Source organism: Kitasatospora atroaurantiaca (assembly GCF_007828955.1).
GTDB lineage: Bacteria > Actinomycetota > Actinomycetes > Streptomycetales > Streptomycetaceae > Kitasatospora > Kitasatospora atroaurantiaca.
Genome location: NZ_VIVR01000001.1, coordinates 769,701 through 785,213, shown reverse-complemented (window position 1 = coordinate 785,213; position 15,513 = coordinate 769,701). Strand labels below are relative to the sequence as shown.

Here is a 15,513-nt window from a genome sequence, read left to right as displayed (position 1 = left end):
CGTGGATGCCCGGGTCGTGATGCCCGGTCAGTCCTTCCGGCGCAGGCCGATCCTGTTGCCGAGCCAGACCAGCGGGTCGTACTTCCGGTCGACGACCCGCTCCTTGAGCGGGATCAGGGCGTTGTCGGTGATCTTGATCTGCTCGGGGCAGACCTCGGTGCAGCACTTGGTGATGTTGCAGTAGCCGAGGCCGTGCTGCTCCTGCGCGGTGGCCTTGCGGTCCAGCCCGGCCTCGGTGGCTGCGTCCAGCGGGTGCATGTCCAGCTCGGCGACCCGCATCAGGAAGCGCGGTCCGGCGAAGGCGGCCTTGTTCTCCTCGTGGTCGCGCACCACGTGGCAGGTGTCCTGGCAGAGGAAGCACTCGATGCACTTGCGGAACTCCTGCGAGCGGTCGACGTCCTCCTGCTGCATCCGGTACTCGCCGGGCTTGAGGTCGGGGGGCGGGATGAAGCCGGGGACCTCGCGGGCCTTGGCGTAGTTGAAGGACACGTCCGTCACCAGGTCCCGGATCACCGGGAAGGCCCGCAGCGGAGTGATCGTGATCGGCTCGTCGGGCGGCAGGGCGGACATGCGGGTCATGCAGAGCAGGCGCGGCCGCCCGTTGATCTCGGCACTGCACGAACCGCACTTTCCGGCCTTGCAGTTCCAGCGGACCGCGAGGTCCGGCGCCTGGGTGGCCTGCAGTCGGTGCACCAGGTCGAGTACCACCTCTCCCTCGTGCACCTCGACCTGGTACGACTCGAAGCGGCCGCCGGTGGAGTCGCCGCGCCACACCCGGAAGGTGGCCTGGTCGGTCACTGGTCGGCTCCTTTCTGTGGCTCGGGCGCTTCGCCGGCTCGGGGTCGTGGTCGGGGCGTCGCGGCGGACACTTCCGCGGGGGTCAGGTACTTGGCCAGCTCCTCAGGAGTGAACAGGGCCAGCAGGTCGGCCCGGATCTGCCCGTTCTCCTTCCGGACGACGTCGATGCCGTCGCCGGTGTAGGTGCACACGAGGTTGACCTTGCGCCAGTCGCGGTCCATCCCGGGCCAGTCCTCCCGGGTATGGCCGCCCCGGCTCTCCTTGCGCAGCAGCGCGGCCTTGGCCACGCACTCGGAGACCAGCAGCATGTTGCGCAGGTCCAGGGCCAGGTGCCAGCCGGGGTTGAACTGGCGGTGGCCCTCGACCACGGCGCGGGCGGCGCGGGCCTTGAGCACCGCGAGCCGGTCCAGCGCCTGCGTCATCTCGTCGGCCCGGCGGATGATCCCGACCAGGTCGTTCATGGTCTGCTGGAGCTCCTGGTGCAGGCCGTACGAGTTCTCGGCGGGGGCGTCGCCGGTGCGCGCCTCGTCGAACGGGTCCACTGCCTCCCTGGCGGCCGCCGCCACCTGGGCCTCGTCGATGGCCGGACGTTCGGTCAGCCCGGTGGCGTACCGCGCCGCGTGGAGGCCGGCGCGGCGGCCGAAGACCAGCAGGTCGGAGAGCGAGTTGCCGCCGAGGCGGTTGGAGCCGTGCATCCCGCCGGCCACCTCGCCGGCCGCGAAGAGTCCAGGGACGCCGGGTGCGGCGGCGGTGTCGGGGTCGACCTCCACTCCGCCCATCACGTAATGGCAGGTCGGGCCGACCTCCATGGGCTCGCGCGTGATGTCGACGTCGGCCAGCTCCTTGAACTGGTGGTGCATCGAGGGCAGCCGCCGGATGATCTCCTCGGCGGGAAGGCGGCCGGCGACATCCAGATAGACCCCGCCGTGCGGCGTACCGCGGCCTGCCTTGACCTCGGAGTTGATCGCCCGGGCCACCTCGTCGCGGGGGAGCAGGTCGGGCGGTCGGCGGTTGTGCTCCTGGTCGGTGAACCAGCGGTCGGCCTCCTCCTCGGTCTCGGCGTACTGGCCCTTGAAGACCTCGGGGACGTAGTCGAACATGAAGCGCTTGCCGTCGCTGTTGCGCAGCACCCCGCCGTCGCCCCGGACGGACTCGGTGACCAGGATGCCCTTGACGGACGGCGGCCAGACCATGCCGGTGGGGTGGAACTGGACGAACTCCATGTGCAGCAGGCTCGCACCGGCGAGAAGGGCGAGGGCATGGCCGTCGCCGGTGTACTCCCAGGAGTTGGAGGTGACCTTGAACGACTTCCCGATCCCGCCGGTGGCCAGGACGACGGAAGGGGCCTCGACGGTGAAGAAGCGGCCGCTCTCCCGGACGTAGCCGAAGACACCGGCCACGCGGTCACCGTTCTTGGGGCTGCGTTCTTTCAGGATGCGGGTGACAGTGCACTCCTGGAAGACCTTCAGCCGGGCCTCGTAGTCGCCGGACGACGCGAAATCCTCCTGCTGGAGCGAGACCACCTTCTGCTGGAGTGTGCGGATCAGTTCCAGGCCGGTCCGGTCCCCGACGTGGGCGAGACGCGGGTACTCGTGGCCGCCGAAGTTGCGCTGGGCGATCCGCCCGTCCTTGGTGCGGTCGAACAGCGCGCCCCAGGCCTCCAGCTCCCAGACCCGGTCCGGCGCCTCCTTGGCGTGAAGCTCGGCCATCCGCCAGTTGTTGAGGAACTTCCCGCCGCGCATCGTGTCCCGGAAGTGCACCTGCCAGGTGTCATTGCTGTTGACGTTGGCCATCGCGGCGGCGATGCCGCCTTCGGCCATCACCGTGTGCGCCTTGCCGAACAGCGACTTGCAGATCACCGCGACCCGCAGCCCCTGCTCGCGGGCCTCGATCGCGGCCCGCAACCCGGCACCGCCGGCGCCCACGACCACGACGTCGTACGAGTGCCGCTCCACCTCGGTCATTCAGCCTCCTCTCAGAAGAGCTTCGGGTCGGCGAAGGCGCCGGACGCCACCAGGTACACGTAGAGGTCGGTGAGGCCGACCGAGGCCAGTGAGAGCCAGGCCAGCAGCATGTGGTGGACATTCAGCCGCCCGACGAACTGCCAGAGCCGATGGCGCACCGGATGCCTGGAGAAGTGCTTCAGCCGTCCGCCGACGATGTGCCGGCAGGAGTGACAGGAGAGCGTGTACGCCCAGATCAGTGCGACGTTCCCGAGCAGGACGAAGCTGCCGAGCCCGGCGTGTCCCCACTCGCCGCGGGCGTTCCGGAAGCCGAGCGCGACGTCGTAGGTCAGGATCGTGGCGAACGGGATGGCCACGTAGAAGAAGTAGCGGTGCAGGTTCTGCAGGATCAGTGGGAAACGGCTCTCGCCGGTGTACCGGGCGTGCGGCTCGGCCACCGCGCAGGCCGGGGGAGCTGACCAGAAGGCCCGGTAGTAGGCCTTGCGGTAGTAGTAGCAGGTCAGCCGGAAGCCCAAGGGGAAGATCAGCACCAGCAGCGCGGGCGACAGTCGCCACCAGTCGCCGAACAGTGCCCAGTCGGCACCGCCGCGTACGGGCACGCAGTTCGCCGCCAGGCAGGGGGAGTAGAAGGGGGACACGTACGGCGCCGCGTAGTAGTACACCCCGTCGAACGCCCGCCAGGTCGAGTAGCCGATGAACGCCAGCAGGCCGACGGCCGTCGCCAGCTGCGGAAGCCACCAGCGGTCCGTGCGCAGCTGGCGCTGCGGAATGGCGGCCCGGCCCGGACCGCGCACGCCGGTGTCGGCCGGTCGTCCTGTCTCCGTACTCACCATTGCCCTCTGTTCCGGAAAGCGGGATCCCGAGTGTGGCGTGGCTCACAATACGTGGAAGGCCTCCGTCAGGATGGGTCTGTACTGCGCGCGCCGGGGGCGCTTCCGCGCGCTCTGCGCCAAGCGAGTGTTCTGCGGGCCCGTTCGCGGTGTCGCGCGCCCTCCGGCCGCTGATGTCCTGGAGTTGCCGGCCGGCCGGCCGGATCGTCGGCTTGGCCGGCAATCCTCTGAATTCCGGCCGCCGGCCCGCTCTTACCCGACCCCAGGCGGGACATCCGGCACCGGGACGGGCCAGTATGGGAACAAGGCCGTGCAGGTCACCCGTCGGCTCGAATGAGGTGGTTGCGGTGAGCACGTCAGGGCCCGCATCCTCGCAGACCGGACGTGGGGGCGCCGCGCCGGTGACCGAGGGTGACCTCGACGTGGTGGCGGCGATCCTGCGGACGGCACCCGATCGGCTCGGCACACACATGGGCGGGCTCTACCTGCTGTCGGACGACCGGCAGCTGCTCGAGCTGGCAATGACACTCGGGGCCGCGCTGGAGTTCACCAGACCATGGCGGGGCGTAGGCCTGGCCGCACCGATCCCGGTCGCCGACGCGGCGCGCGACGACCGCGTGGTGTGGGTGGGCGGCGCGGAGGAGATGGTGCGCCGGTATCCGCGGGTCGCGGTCGCCATGCCGTATGCGTTCTGCCTCGTGGCCGCCCCGCTCGTCGCGCAGGGGACCACGTACGGGGTCGTCTTCCTGCTCTGGCCCGCTTCGCATCCACCGGAGCTGTCGCCGAGCGAACGCCATGAGCTCACGGTGCTCGCCTCGGAGCTGGCCGGGGCGCTGGCGTGGGCGGCAGAGGCTGGCCATCGGATTCGACCCGGCCCGCGCCCTGCGGCGGTCACCGCGGAGAACGATGCCGGGGACCCGCTCACCGCGATGGTGGCGCGGCTGCCGGAGGGCGTGTGCGGCATCGACCTGGACGGTCGGCTGGCCGCCGTCACACCGACCGCGGCCGAGCAGCTGGGGGAGCCCGTCGAGCGACTTCTGGGCGCGAAGCCGTGGGCCGCGCTGCCATGGCTCCGCGATCCCGTGTACGAGTACCACTACCGGGCGGCGGTGATCGGCGGGCAGTCCACGTCGTTCGTGGCGATGCGGCCGCCGGACCGGTGGCTGTCCTTCCAGCTCTACCCGGACGCCTCCGGACTCACCGTACGCATCAGTCCCGCCGAGGGCGCCCACCACGAGCTGCCGACCCGTGAACCGCCCGCCGAGCCGGTCGTGCACACGCGGCCCGGGGCCCTGTATCACATCCTTCACCTCGCCTCCGCCCTGACCGAGGCCGTCAGCGTGCAGGACGTGATGAGCATGGTCTCGGACCAGATCCTGCCGGCCTTCGGGGGACAAGCCGTCGCGGTGCTGATGCGCGAAGGCGGCCGGCTGCGCACGGTAGGCCACCGCGGCTACCCACCGGGACTGATCGACCAGTTCGACCGGACGCCGCTGACCGAGCCCACGCCCGGCGTCCAGGCGTCGACCAACCCGGTGCCGGCCTTCTTCGAGACCCGTGCGGAGCTGGAGCGGCTCTACCCCGACCGTCAGGAGACCCAGGACGGCATGGCCGCCTGGGCCTATCTGCCACTGGTGACCTCGGGCCGGCTGATCGGCACCTGTGTGCTGGCGTTCGCCGGGCCGCACCGCTTCAGCGTGGAGGAACGCGCCGTCCTCACCTCACTCGGCGGCCTGATCGCCCAGGCCTTCGACCGCGCCCGTCTGTACGACACCAAGCTCGGCCTCGCCCACGGACTCCAGGACAACCTGCTGCCCCATGCCCTGCCTCTCGTGCCAGGCCTGGAGACCACCGCCCGCTACCTGCCCGGCACCGAGGGCATGGAGATCGGTGGCGACTTCTACGACATCATCCGCGTCGACCGCGACACCGTGGCCGTCGTCATCGGTGACGTCCAGGGCCACAGCGTCAACGCCGCCGCTCTGATGGGCCAGATCCGCACCGCCGTCCGCGCGTTCGTGACGGCCGACTCCGATCCCAGCCTCGTGCTCGCCCGTACCAACCGCCTGCTGGCCGACCTGGACACCGCGCTCCTCGCCAGCTGCGTCTGCCTTCGCGTCGATCTCGTCCGTCGAGCGGCCTGGCTGGCCAGTGCCGGACACCCCGCGCCACTGCTGCGCAGCCCCGACGGCCGCGTGAACCCACTGGAACCTCAGGTCGGCATGATGCTGAACGTCGACCGCAGCGCCGAGTACCCCGCGACCTGCATCGGCCTGCCGATCGGCACCACCCTGGCGCTCTACACCGACGGTCTCATCGAGACGCCCGGCGTCGACCTCGACCAGTCACTGGCCGACCTCGGCGCCGCACTCGCCCGACACGGCGGCGAGCCGCTCGACCACCTGGCCGATGCGCTCATCGGCCAGGCCAAGCGGGCCGAGCACCGCACCGACGACATCGCGCTGCTGCTGGTCCGTTCCGTCCCCCGCTGACCTCGTTGGAATTGCTCCCGCGCGCTCGGGGAAGGAGGTTGGTTCCATGACACGCATTCCCCTGCTGGCCGCGCGTGGGATCTCCAAGCGGTTCGGTGCCGTGCAGGCCCTGAGCGACGTCGACCTCGAAATCAACGAGGGAGAGGTGGTCGCCCTGGTCGGGGACAACGGTGCCGGTAAGTCCACCTTGGTCAAGGCCATCGCCGGGGTGTCCCCGCCGGACAGCGGGGTGATCGAATGGGAGGGCGAGCCTGTCGACCTGCGCAGGCCGGTCGACGCCCAGAACCTGGGCATCGCCACCGTCTACCAGGATCTGTCGCTCTGCGACAACCTCGACACGGTCGGCAATCTCTTCCTCGGCCGTGAACTGCGCAGGTTCGGCATTCTCAACGAGGTCGAGATGGAGAAGCGTTCCCGCAGGCTGCTGAACGCCCTGTCCATCCGGATCCCCAGCGTGCGCATCCCCGTCGGTTCGCTCTCCGGCGGGCAGCGTCAGACGATCGCCATCGCCCGCGCGCTGATCGCCATGCCCAAGGTGGTGATCCTGGACGAGCCCACTGCCGCCCTCGGTGTCGGGCAGACCGCCCTGTTCCTGGAGCTCGTGGAGCGACTGCGTGAGCAGCGCCTCGGCGTGCTCCTTGTCGGCCACGACCTGGAGAACGTGCTCGCGGTCGCGGACCGGGTCGCGGTGCTGCGCCTCGGCCGCAACAGCGGCTTCTTCGAGACGAAGTACGCCACCCACGAGCAGATCGTCTCGGCCATCACGGGCGACCACACCATGGCCGTGACCCTGCAGCAGAGCCTGCTGCCGCGCGGATTGCCGGAGCAGAACGCCCTCGATGTCGCCTACCGCTATCTGCCCGCGCAGGCAGGGGTGGGCGGAGACTGGTTCGACGTCATCTCGTTGCCGGGCACCCGCGTCGCGCTCGTGGTGGGAGACATCGTCGGGCACGGACTGCACGCCGCTGCCACGATGGGTCGCCTGCGGACAGCGGTGCACAACTTCTCCATGCTGGACCTGCCCCCCGACGATCTCCTCGCCCACCTCGACGAACTGGTCGGCCGGATCGACAAGGACGAGGCTGCCGCGAGCGGCCAGGCCTCGATCGCCGGAGCGACCTGCCTGTACGCGATCTACGACCCGGTGTCGCGATGCTGCGACCTGGCCCGGGCCGGCCATCTCCCACCCGTGCTCGTCCAGCCCGACGGCACGGCGGAGTACCTCGACCTGCCGGCGGGCCCGCCGCTCGGTCTGGGGGGCCTGCCCTTCGAGACGGTGCAACGGCAGCTGCCCGAGGGCAGCCAGCTGGTCTTCTACACCAACGGACTCGTCGAGGACCGCACCCGCGACATCGACCTCGGCCTCGAACTCCTGCGCAGCGCCGTGGCCGGCTCCGGCCGGACGCCGGAGCAAACCTGCGATGTGGTGCTGGACGCGCTGTTGCCCGCTTACCCGAAGGACGATGTCGCCCTTCTCGTTGCGCGCACCCGCGCGCTGACGGATCAGCAGGTCGCCCAGTGGGAGGTGCCGTTCGATCCTGCCGCCGTGGCCGGTTCGCGGGCCGCGGCCGAGCGGCAGCTGGCCGAGTGGGGGCTGGACGAGTTGGTGTTCACCACGGAACTGATCCTCAGCGAGCTGATCACCAACGCCATCCGCTACGGCACCGGACCGATCCAGGTCCGCCTGATTCGAGACAGCAGCCTGATCTGCGAGGTCTCGGACACCAGCAGTACCTCCCCGCATCTGCGCTACGCCGCCACGACGGACGAAGGCGGACGCGGGCTGTTCCTCGTCGCTCAGCTCGCCGAACACTGGGGTACTCGGTACACGCCCACCTGCAAGATCATCTGGGCGGAGCAGCGGCTCCCCAAGATGCCGGCCGGGTAGCACCGTCCGCGCGGGCGGACCCGGTGGTGTCGAGGGCATCACCGCCAGGACTCGGCTGATCGGGTGCTTGGGCCGCAGGAGCGGTGTCCTCCCTTCCGTTCCGGGTACAGCGGCCTCATGACTCGAATCGAGCTCAGCAGCGCGGCGTTCAACGACCACCAGGCGATCCCCCGCCGATACAGCGGCGAGGGGGAGGACGTCTCGCCTCCCGTGACCTGGTCGGCGGCGCCGGACGGGACCGCAGAGCTGGTCCTGTTCTGTGAGGACCCGGACGCCCCGGGAGGGACGTTCCTGCACTGGCTGGTCACCGGCATCAACCCGGAAAGCCTCGGCGTGGCGGAGGGCGAGACACCCGTCGGCGCCCATTCGTGGCCCAACGACTTCGGACGGACGGGCTGGGGCGGGCCGATGCCTCCCCCGGGGCGCGGCGCACACCGCTACTTCTTCCGCCTGTACGCCGTGTCCGAGCCGCTCCCCTTGCACGGCCGGCCGACCGTCGACGCGGTGCACCGCGCCCTGAAGGGGCGGGAACTGGCCAGTGGCACACTTGTGGGCACCTACCAGCGCTGATCACGTCTCACTCTGCGCCGCGAACAGGGGTCTCGCCGCGCTGAGCTGTCGGCGGTCTCAGCCGCTCAGCCGGGCGATCGACAGCGTGCTCGTGGCCGGGGACGCACCCGAGGACATCGGGGCGCTGTAGTCGGGCGTGGCCTGGGCGAAGGCCCACGCCAGGCTGCCGTCCGGCAGGACGGCGATGTCCCCGGCGATCCGGGCGTCCACCACCCGATCCGCGCTGACCGCATTGCCGGACCAGTCGATCACCCGCAGGTGAGTTCCGGCGAACGTACCGGTGCAGGAACCGTCCTTGCAGGTGGCGCCGGTGACACGTTCCCAGGACACCAGGAGCCGGTTCTTGCCGTACGGGGCGATGCGTACGTTCACGTGGTCCGCGCCGGCCTCGTCGGTCAGCAGCACCGGCTTGCCGGCCGGTGTCGAGCCGTTCTTCAGGAACGCGACCGCCACCTGGTGGGTGTCGGTGCGGGCGCTCACCGACCAACCGCGCCCACTGCTGTCGGCGCTGTTCTTGACCGCAGACGCGGCTCCTCGTGACGCGAACGCCGTCGCGTACTGCCCGGAGGAGGACTTCACCAGGTTGCCGGCCCGCCCCGGGAAGGTTCCGCCGCAGTAACCGGCCCAACACTTCTCCCGCTGCACGACCGGGGCCTCGTCCGGAGCGCCGATCCCGGTGCTGACGAACAGTCCGGAGCGCCAGTCGTCGAAGCACAGGGAGGTGAAGGGCCGGTTGGGCTCCGGGTACAGCGCGATGCCTTCGTTGTGGCTGCATCCCCAGTTCCAGCCGCCGGGCAGCGAGCCACCGGAGGCGCTGACGTAGGCGAGCTTGTCGCCGAAGTGCCCGTCGGCGGGACCGCCCGCGCCGTGCACGACGAAGTACGCGCCGTACCGGCTGCCGTCCCACTTCAACTGGCCGTCCAGCCCGGGCGCGGTGTCGTTGCTCGCGGTGCCGGTCAGCTTCGTGCTGAAGGCGAGGGTGCCGTTCCTGTAGCGGATCAGCGCGGCGGCCGTCTCTCCCCACTTGTTGCCGTCCGGGACTCTGGTCAGCAGCGCGAAGCCGTCGTCGTGCGCCACCAGCCCGCCGACCTCCCGGGCGCCGGGCACCACCGTGTCGGGGCCGCGGCGCTCCAACGAGGCCGAGAGCGAGGTGACATGGACTCCGTCGGCCGACGGCCACGCCACCCGCACCGACCCGTCCGGGGCCACCTCCGTGTCGACACGCGTCCACTCCGGCATCTGGTTGTAGCCAGGAGTCAGATAGGAGAGCGAGCTGGGCAGGCCCAGCTTCGAGACGGTCAGACCCGGCGCAGCCGACGTGCCGGCGGGACCCGCTGGAGGTGAGGCGGTCGCGGAGGCCGACGGCGACGAGGACGGCGACGGCGACGATGCGCTGGAACCGCTGGTGATCGGCTCAGGGGTGTCGGCCCAGGGCGGCGTCGGCGCCGTGGTGGCGGCCACATTCCGGGGTGCGGGGCCGGAAACCGCGTAGACCATGCCCGTTCCGGCAACGACAGCCAGCGCCATGGCGGCGCCGACGAGCTTCGCCCCCGCATGCGAGGCGAGCCGGCCCGATCGGGCGGCGTGGCTCCCGCTGCGGGTACGGGCCCGCCTCGCGACGGCCCGCTTCGCGACGGTCTGCTTCGCCACTGCGGACGGGGCGGACGGGGTGCTCGGCGGAGCCGCGGAGAGCGCGGTCGTGGTCCACTTGGCCGCCGGCAGCGCCGGTACTGCTACCAGGGCAAAGTTCGCCAGCAGCCGCTCGGTGGGGACCAGGCCCTGCCAGTGCGCGGCGCAGATGACGCATTCCCGGGTGTGTCGCGCGAACTGCTTGCGCCAGGCCGAGGACGGTCGCCCGTCCCATCGGCGGGCCAGCCCGGCCAGATCGGCGCACGGCGGCGTGGCGGCCAGCGCGCGCACCACCGTGCGGGCCGTCTCCAACCGGGACTTCAAGCGCTGCACCCGCACCGAGGCGTGCCCGGCCGTGAGCCCCAGCGCACCGGCCAGCTCCGCCCGGCTCAACTCGCCTGCGGCTTCCAGCCACCACAGCGCCAACACGTCGCGGTCGTCCGGGTCGAGCCAGCGCGTGGCGAGCACGGTCTCCCGGCGCTGATCGGACAGTTCGAGCTGAAGGAGCGTCAGATCAACGAAGTCCGCCCCCGGATCGGCCGCGTCCGGCGGAGCATCGAGGCCCGGCCCGTATGCGGCCGGCCGCGCCTGACGCATCCGCCACCGGTCACGTACCTGCCGTACGGCGATCGCCACCAACCAGGCTCGGAACGCGGACGGATCACGCACATCGCCGAGCCGGTCCACGGCGCGCATCAGCGTCTCCTGGACCACATCGTCCACATCATGGTGCCCGTCCAGCGCGCGCCCCACGATGTTGTAGACCAGCGGCAGACAGCCGGCCGTCAGCTCGTCGAGGGCCCGCCGGTCCCCGCGCTGAGCCGCCACCACCAGCGCCGCCTGCTCGGCACCCCCGTTCCGATCCACAGCCTGCATCTGCGCTCCCTCGCCAGTCGACCGACACACGCGCCGAACCGCGCGTGATCCTCTCGGACACACAGGAGACGGCCGGGAGACCTGCCGGAAAACAGAAACAGCGACACTATTTGCGGCTCGGCCCACCCCGCCCCGATCGACCCTCACGTGGCGGACGCGGCACCGTCCGCTCCGGCGTGCTTCCTCATCCGCATCTCGCGGCAGGCGGCTCGACACTCGCCGATGGCTCGATGTGAACGCTAACATTTATGCGTCGGAAACCTTGACGCAACCCGGCGGTCGACTCATAGTGATGGCCACCGAGCCGCTCGCCGTGCACTCTTCCTCCCCAGATCTGCGTGCAGGCGGCCAGAGCAAATTGTTAGCGCTAACATGCGCCTCCCGTCAGCGCCGAGCCGGCTCGTTGACGCGGTTCCCACCCACCACGCCTATCGAAACGGATGTGGATCACCTTGATCGTTCGGATGCAACTTCGGCGCCTGAGAAAGGCGTTGCTGTCCGCGGGCACCACGGCGGCGGTCGTCCTCGGGATGATGGTCGGTACGGTCGGAACGGCAGGCACGGCGCAGGCTGCGTCGTCCCTCCCGTGCGACATCTACGCTGCCGCCGGCGCGCCCTGCGTCGCCGCGCACAGCACCACGCGAGCGCTCTTCGCGACGTACAGCGGTGCCCTGTACCAGGTCAAGCGGGCGTCGGACGGCGCGACGACCAACATCGGCACGCTCGCCGCGGGCGGCTACGCCAACGCCGCGGCGCAGGACTCGTTCTGCTCCGGCACGGTGTGCACCATCACCGAGATCTACGACCAGAGCTCCCAGCACAACCACCTCACCATCGAGGGACCGGGCGGCAACGGCGGACAGGACGTCGGCGCGATCGCCAACGCGCTGCCGGTGACGGTCGGAGGCCACTCGGTCTACGGCGTCTGGGTGTCGGCCGGCGTCGGCTACCGGAACAACAGTACGACGGGTGTCCCCACCGGCAGTGCGCCGCAGGGTGCCTACATGGTGACCGCCGGCAACCACGTGAACAACCGGTGCTGCTTCGACTACGGCAACGCCGAGACGAACGGCCTGGACACCGGCAACGGCCACATGGACGCGATCAACTTCGGTACGGAGTGCTGGTTCTCTCCGTGTTCCGGGTCCGGCCCCTGGGTCCAGGCCGACCTCGAGAACGGGCTCTTCGCCGGCGGAAACGGCTCCGACCTCAACAACAAGGGCAACGCCAGTACCTTCGTCACGGCCCTGCTGAAGAACAACGGCACGACGACCTACGCGATCAAGGACGGCAACGCGCAGTCGGGCAGCCTGACCACCGAGTACGCCGGAGCGCTTCCCAACCTCGGCGGCTACACCCCGATGCACCGGGAGGGCGCCATTGTCCTCGGCACCGGTGGTGACGACAGCAACGGATCCGACGGCTCCTTCTTCGAAGGCGTCATGACCGCCGGCTACCCGACGGATGCGGCCGACAACTCCGTCCAGGCCAACATCGTCTCGGTCGGTTACACCACCCCGAGCCGCAACTTCCCGGTTGCCGGCACGGCGTACCGGCTGACCAACGTCAACAGCGGCAAGGTCCTGGACGCGGTGAACTGCGGGACCGCCAACGGCACCGCGATCGACCAGTGGACCTCGCTCGGCAACACCTGCCAGCAGTGGAAGTTCTCCAGCGCGGGCAACGGCCACTACACCATCACCAACGTCAACAGCGGGACAGTCCTCGACTCCAAGAACTGCGGGTCCAACAACGGCACGGCCGTACAGCTGTGGGCCTCGCTGAGCAACGTCTGCCAGCAGTGGGACGTCACCTCGGTCGGCAGCCACTACACCATCAGCAATGTCGGCAACGGCAATGTGCTCGACGTGCAGAACTGCGGCACGGCCAACGGGACAGTGGTCCGCCAGTGGGCCCAGCTCGACAACACCTGCCAGCAGTGGAACATCGCGCCCTGACGTGGCGTGAGCACAGGGCACTGCCAGGATGAGAGCGGCGCCGTCCGCGAGAAGTGTGCGGACGGCGCCTCGAACCGCCCCTCGGCATGCTGCCGGCCGACTTGCGGAGCAGGGATGTCACGTGAGTGTTGCCCCGGATTGCGTTTCCGATGAGGCACTTGAGCGCCGCTGACCAGTGTGTGAGTGTGGGTCGGACGTCCGGTGACCGGAATCCGGGCCGTGAAAGTCGAACCGCGGCGCTCGGTGCCGAGCCGGTCGCGGAGGTCGGAGGAAACGGTGCCGTCGCCCTCGCAGCCCCTTCGGAAGCTGGGATTCCTGACCATCGGGCTGTTCGACCCGGCCGACCCCGGCCAGGGACACGAGTCGACGCTCCGGCTCATCGAACTCGGCGAGCAGCTGGGATTCGACAGCGCCTGGGTGCGCCACCGACACCTGCAGTACGGGATATCCTCTCCCGTCGCCGTGCTGGCGGCGGCCTCCCAACGCACCAGCCGCATCCAGCTGGGCACCGCGGTCATTCCGCTGGGGTGGGAGAACCCGCTGCGGCTGGCCGAGGATCTGGCGACCACCGATCTTCTGTCCGGTGGCAGGCTCAACCCCGGCATCAGCGTCGGACGTCCCGGCCACTACGACCGGGTCGCCTCCGCGCTCTACCCCGACACCGCCGAGGCCGAGGATTTCGGCTACGAGCGGGTTCGGCGGCTGCTGGATTTCGTCCGCGGTGAGCCGGCCACCGACTTCAGCGGGATCGAGGGCATCGAGGTGTACTCCGACCGGGTCCAGCCCGTCGCGCCCGGCCTGGCAAGCCGGATGTGGTACGGCGGCGGGAGCCTGCGCTCGGCCCGGTGGGCGGGTGAGCAGGGACTGAGCCTGCTGACCAGCAACGTGGTGCGGGCGGAGGAGTCGGAGGACTTCGCCGAGATCCAGCGCTCGCAGATCTCCGCCTTCCGCGCGCACCACCCCGAGGGCGCGCGCGCCCGGGTCTCCCAGGGGCTGGTCGTCATCCCCACCGACGGTGCCTCGGCGGAGCAGCGCGCGAAGTACCGGGAGTACGTGCGGAACCGGACCCCGCGCACCGCCGCCCCGCAGGGACCGGCGCGGACGGTGTTCGCGCCGGACCTGGTCGGGACGTCCGCCGAGATCGCTGAACGGCTGTACGCCCACGCTGCGTTCCGGGAGGTCGACGAGGTCGTCTTCGCGCTGCCGTTCACCTTCGACTACGAGGACTACGTGCAGATCCTCACCGACATCGCCACCGGTCTCGCCCCCGCACTCGGCTGGCAGCCGGCGCTCTGAGCCGCCGCCACGGTCAGGAGCCCCGGCAATGTCCGGCAGGGCTCCTGACGTGTCGTCGGACCCCTGCCACGGGTCGGTCCTCGGCAGACCCTCCCGCTTGATCTCCGAGCTCGGGAGCAACGCGTCGGCGTACCGCCCCTCCGAAACTCTGCCGACAGCCGCGTGGAGCCATCTGCGAGCCGAGTCCACCGGCCCCACGCGAGCGAGACGTGACGTCCCATCATGCGGGACGGCCCGTTCTCTTCCACCGGCAACCTTGACGTGGCGCGGAAGCGGAATGAGACTCCGAAGCGGGAATCCTCGAACGTAGGCGGGAGAGCCGTGAGGCGTGCGGAGCCGGTCATCGACGGCGTGGCTCACGCCGTCCGGCTGCTCCCGATGCTGACGTGCCGTCGCCACATCGATCTGCAGCGGGTGTGCAGCAGCATGGCAGGAGCGCTTGCTCCCCGCGGCCCGGCGGCCGTTCTCATCTGAGCCCGCATCGGGCAGTCGCATCTCTGAGTTCCGCCCTTCACCCCCACCCGGTCCGTTGTACGCGCGTCCGCGTACGTCCGAAGCCTGGAGACTCATGTCCGCCTCGTTCACGTCCGTCGTGCCCTCCCTCCGAGGACGGATCGGCCACGACGCCCGCAGCGGGTACTACCCCGTGCCGCACCGCTACCGGCTCCACCTCGCGCTCTCCTGTCCGCACGGTCTGCAGATCGCCGTCACCCACAGCCTGCTCGGCCTCGACGGCACCCTTCCCGTGACCCTGCTGCCGGCGCTGCCGGACGCGGGCGACGACGGGTATCTGGCGCTGCGACCGCTGTACGAGGCGAGCTCGCACCAGCACCCCGGGCCGGCGGAGGCGCCGGTGCTCAGCGACGGCTGGAGCGGACGGATCGTCAGTACCGACCCCGCCGAGATCCTCACCGACCTGGCCCGGCGGTTCCGCAGGAGGCTGCCGGAGCGGCGATGCAGATCGTGGATTGGGCGGAGCACGCTCAGGGGCGGATGCGGCAGTCCGGCTGAGTGGGGGAGTGGCACTGTCCGGCCGACCGTGAGGCTGTCACCTGCGGCAGAGGACGGCCGCCGGGTGGTTGCCGCGGTACGGGCAGGACCGGGCGTACGGCCACCCGGGGCCGCGGTCCGGAAACGGCGACCGGGGCGGCCGTCCGCGCCTTGTCGTGGACGGCCGCCCCGGTCGGGGCCGATCACGCGGCGGCCCCGGCA

At 70.4% G+C, this 15,513-nt stretch carries 9 protein-coding genes and 1 pseudogene; 6 read left to right on the top strand and 4 right to left on the bottom strand.

From position 1 onward, the window contains the following. Positions 1-27: 27 nt before the first annotated feature. Genes FB465_RS03585 through FB465_RS03575 form a run of 3 tightly spaced genes read right to left on the bottom strand, consistent with a single transcriptional unit; the run spans position 28 to position 3,592 of the window. Positions 28-798: a succinate dehydrogenase/fumarate reductase iron-sulfur subunit gene (locus FB465_RS03585; RefSeq protein WP_145787522.1), complete on the bottom strand. Its 771-nt coding sequence runs from the start codon at positions 796-798 to the stop codon at positions 28-30. Continuing rightward, entirely contained in the window at positions 795-2,762 is a 1,968-nt protein-coding gene (locus tag FB465_RS03580; RefSeq protein ID WP_145787520.1) for a fumarate reductase/succinate dehydrogenase flavoprotein subunit, read from the bottom strand. The genes FB465_RS03585 and FB465_RS03580 overlap by 4 nt, the downstream gene beginning before the upstream one ends. An 11-nt stretch (positions 2,763-2,773) precedes the next feature. Further along, the gene (locus FB465_RS03575) at positions 2,774-3,592 is read right to left on the bottom strand and encodes a hypothetical protein (protein WP_425461122.1); all 819 of its coding nucleotides are present in this window, start codon (positions 3,590-3,592) and stop codon (positions 2,774-2,776) included. A 347-nt stretch (positions 3,593-3,939) separates the two neighbouring features. Here FB465_RS03575 and FB465_RS03570 point away from each other — a divergent pair, with 347 nt between their 5' ends. From FB465_RS03570 to FB465_RS03560, 3 genes are all read left to right on the top strand, one after another. Beyond that, positions 3,940-6,084, top strand: a complete 2,145-nt coding sequence (locus FB465_RS03570; protein ID WP_246192481.1) for a SpoIIE family protein phosphatase — start codon at positions 3,940-3,942, stop codon at positions 6,082-6,084. Then, entirely contained in the window at positions 6,002-7,972 is a 1,971-nt protein-coding gene (locus tag FB465_RS37845) for a SpoIIE family protein phosphatase (protein ID WP_425461121.1), read from the top strand. The genes FB465_RS03570 and FB465_RS37845 overlap by 83 nt, the downstream gene beginning before the upstream one ends. A gap of 117 nt (positions 7,973-8,089) precedes the next feature. After that, on the top strand, positions 8,090-8,542 hold the full coding sequence (locus tag FB465_RS03560) for a YbhB/YbcL family Raf kinase inhibitor-like protein (protein ID WP_145787515.1): 453 nt from the start codon (positions 8,090-8,092) through the stop codon (positions 8,540-8,542). Positions 8,543-8,599: 57 nt separating this feature from the next. Here the strand turns inward: FB465_RS03560 and FB465_RS36620 are convergent, their stop codons facing one another. Beyond that, positions 8,600-11,047 carry an RNA polymerase sigma factor gene (locus tag FB465_RS36620; protein WP_246192480.1) on the bottom strand — a complete coding sequence of 816 codons (2,448 nt, stop codon included), beginning with the start codon at positions 11,045-11,047 and terminating at the stop codon, positions 8,600-8,602. 464 nt (positions 11,048-11,511) lie between these two features. On the opposite strand from FB465_RS36620, the gene FB465_RS03550 reads away from it, so the two are divergent. The 3 genes and pseudogenes from FB465_RS03550 to FB465_RS36615 form a co-directional block, all read left to right on the top strand. Then, positions 11,512-13,005, top strand: a complete 1,494-nt coding sequence (locus FB465_RS03550) for an arabinofuranosidase catalytic domain-containing protein (protein ID WP_246192479.1) — start codon at positions 11,512-11,514, stop codon at positions 13,003-13,005. A gap of 276 nt (positions 13,006-13,281) precedes the next feature. Beyond that, positions 13,282-14,301 (top strand): LLM class flavin-dependent oxidoreductase, encoded by a 1,020-nt coding sequence (locus tag FB465_RS03545; protein WP_145787510.1) that lies wholly within the window; start codon positions 13,282-13,284, stop codon positions 14,299-14,301. 568 nt (positions 14,302-14,869) lie between these two features. Continuing rightward, positions 14,870-15,232: pseudogene (locus FB465_RS36615) on the top strand (glutathione S-transferase family protein); the annotation flags it as partial. Between the last annotated feature and the right edge of the window lie 281 nt (positions 15,233-15,513).

What these genes read in the sequence shown, in the direction of transcription:
- FB465_RS36620 (WP_246192480.1), bottom strand. Translation starts at nt 11,047, where the DNA reads ATGCAGGCTGTGGATCGGAACGGGGGTGCCGAGCAGGCGGCGCTGGTG.
- FB465_RS03580 (WP_145787520.1), bottom strand. Translation starts at nt 2,762, where the DNA reads ATGACCGAGGTGGAGCGGCACTCGTACGACGTCGTGGTCGTGGGCGCC.
- FB465_RS03560 (WP_145787515.1), top strand. Translation starts at nt 8,090, where the DNA reads ATGACTCGAATCGAGCTCAGCAGCGCGGCGTTCAACGACCACCAGGCG.
- FB465_RS03550 (WP_246192479.1), top strand. Translation starts at nt 11,512, where the DNA reads ATGCAACTTCGGCGCCTGAGAAAGGCGTTGCTGTCCGCGGGCACCACG.
- FB465_RS37845 (WP_425461121.1), top strand. Translation starts at nt 6,002, where the DNA reads ATGCGCTCATCGGCCAGGCCAAGCGGGCCGAGCACCGCACCGACGACA.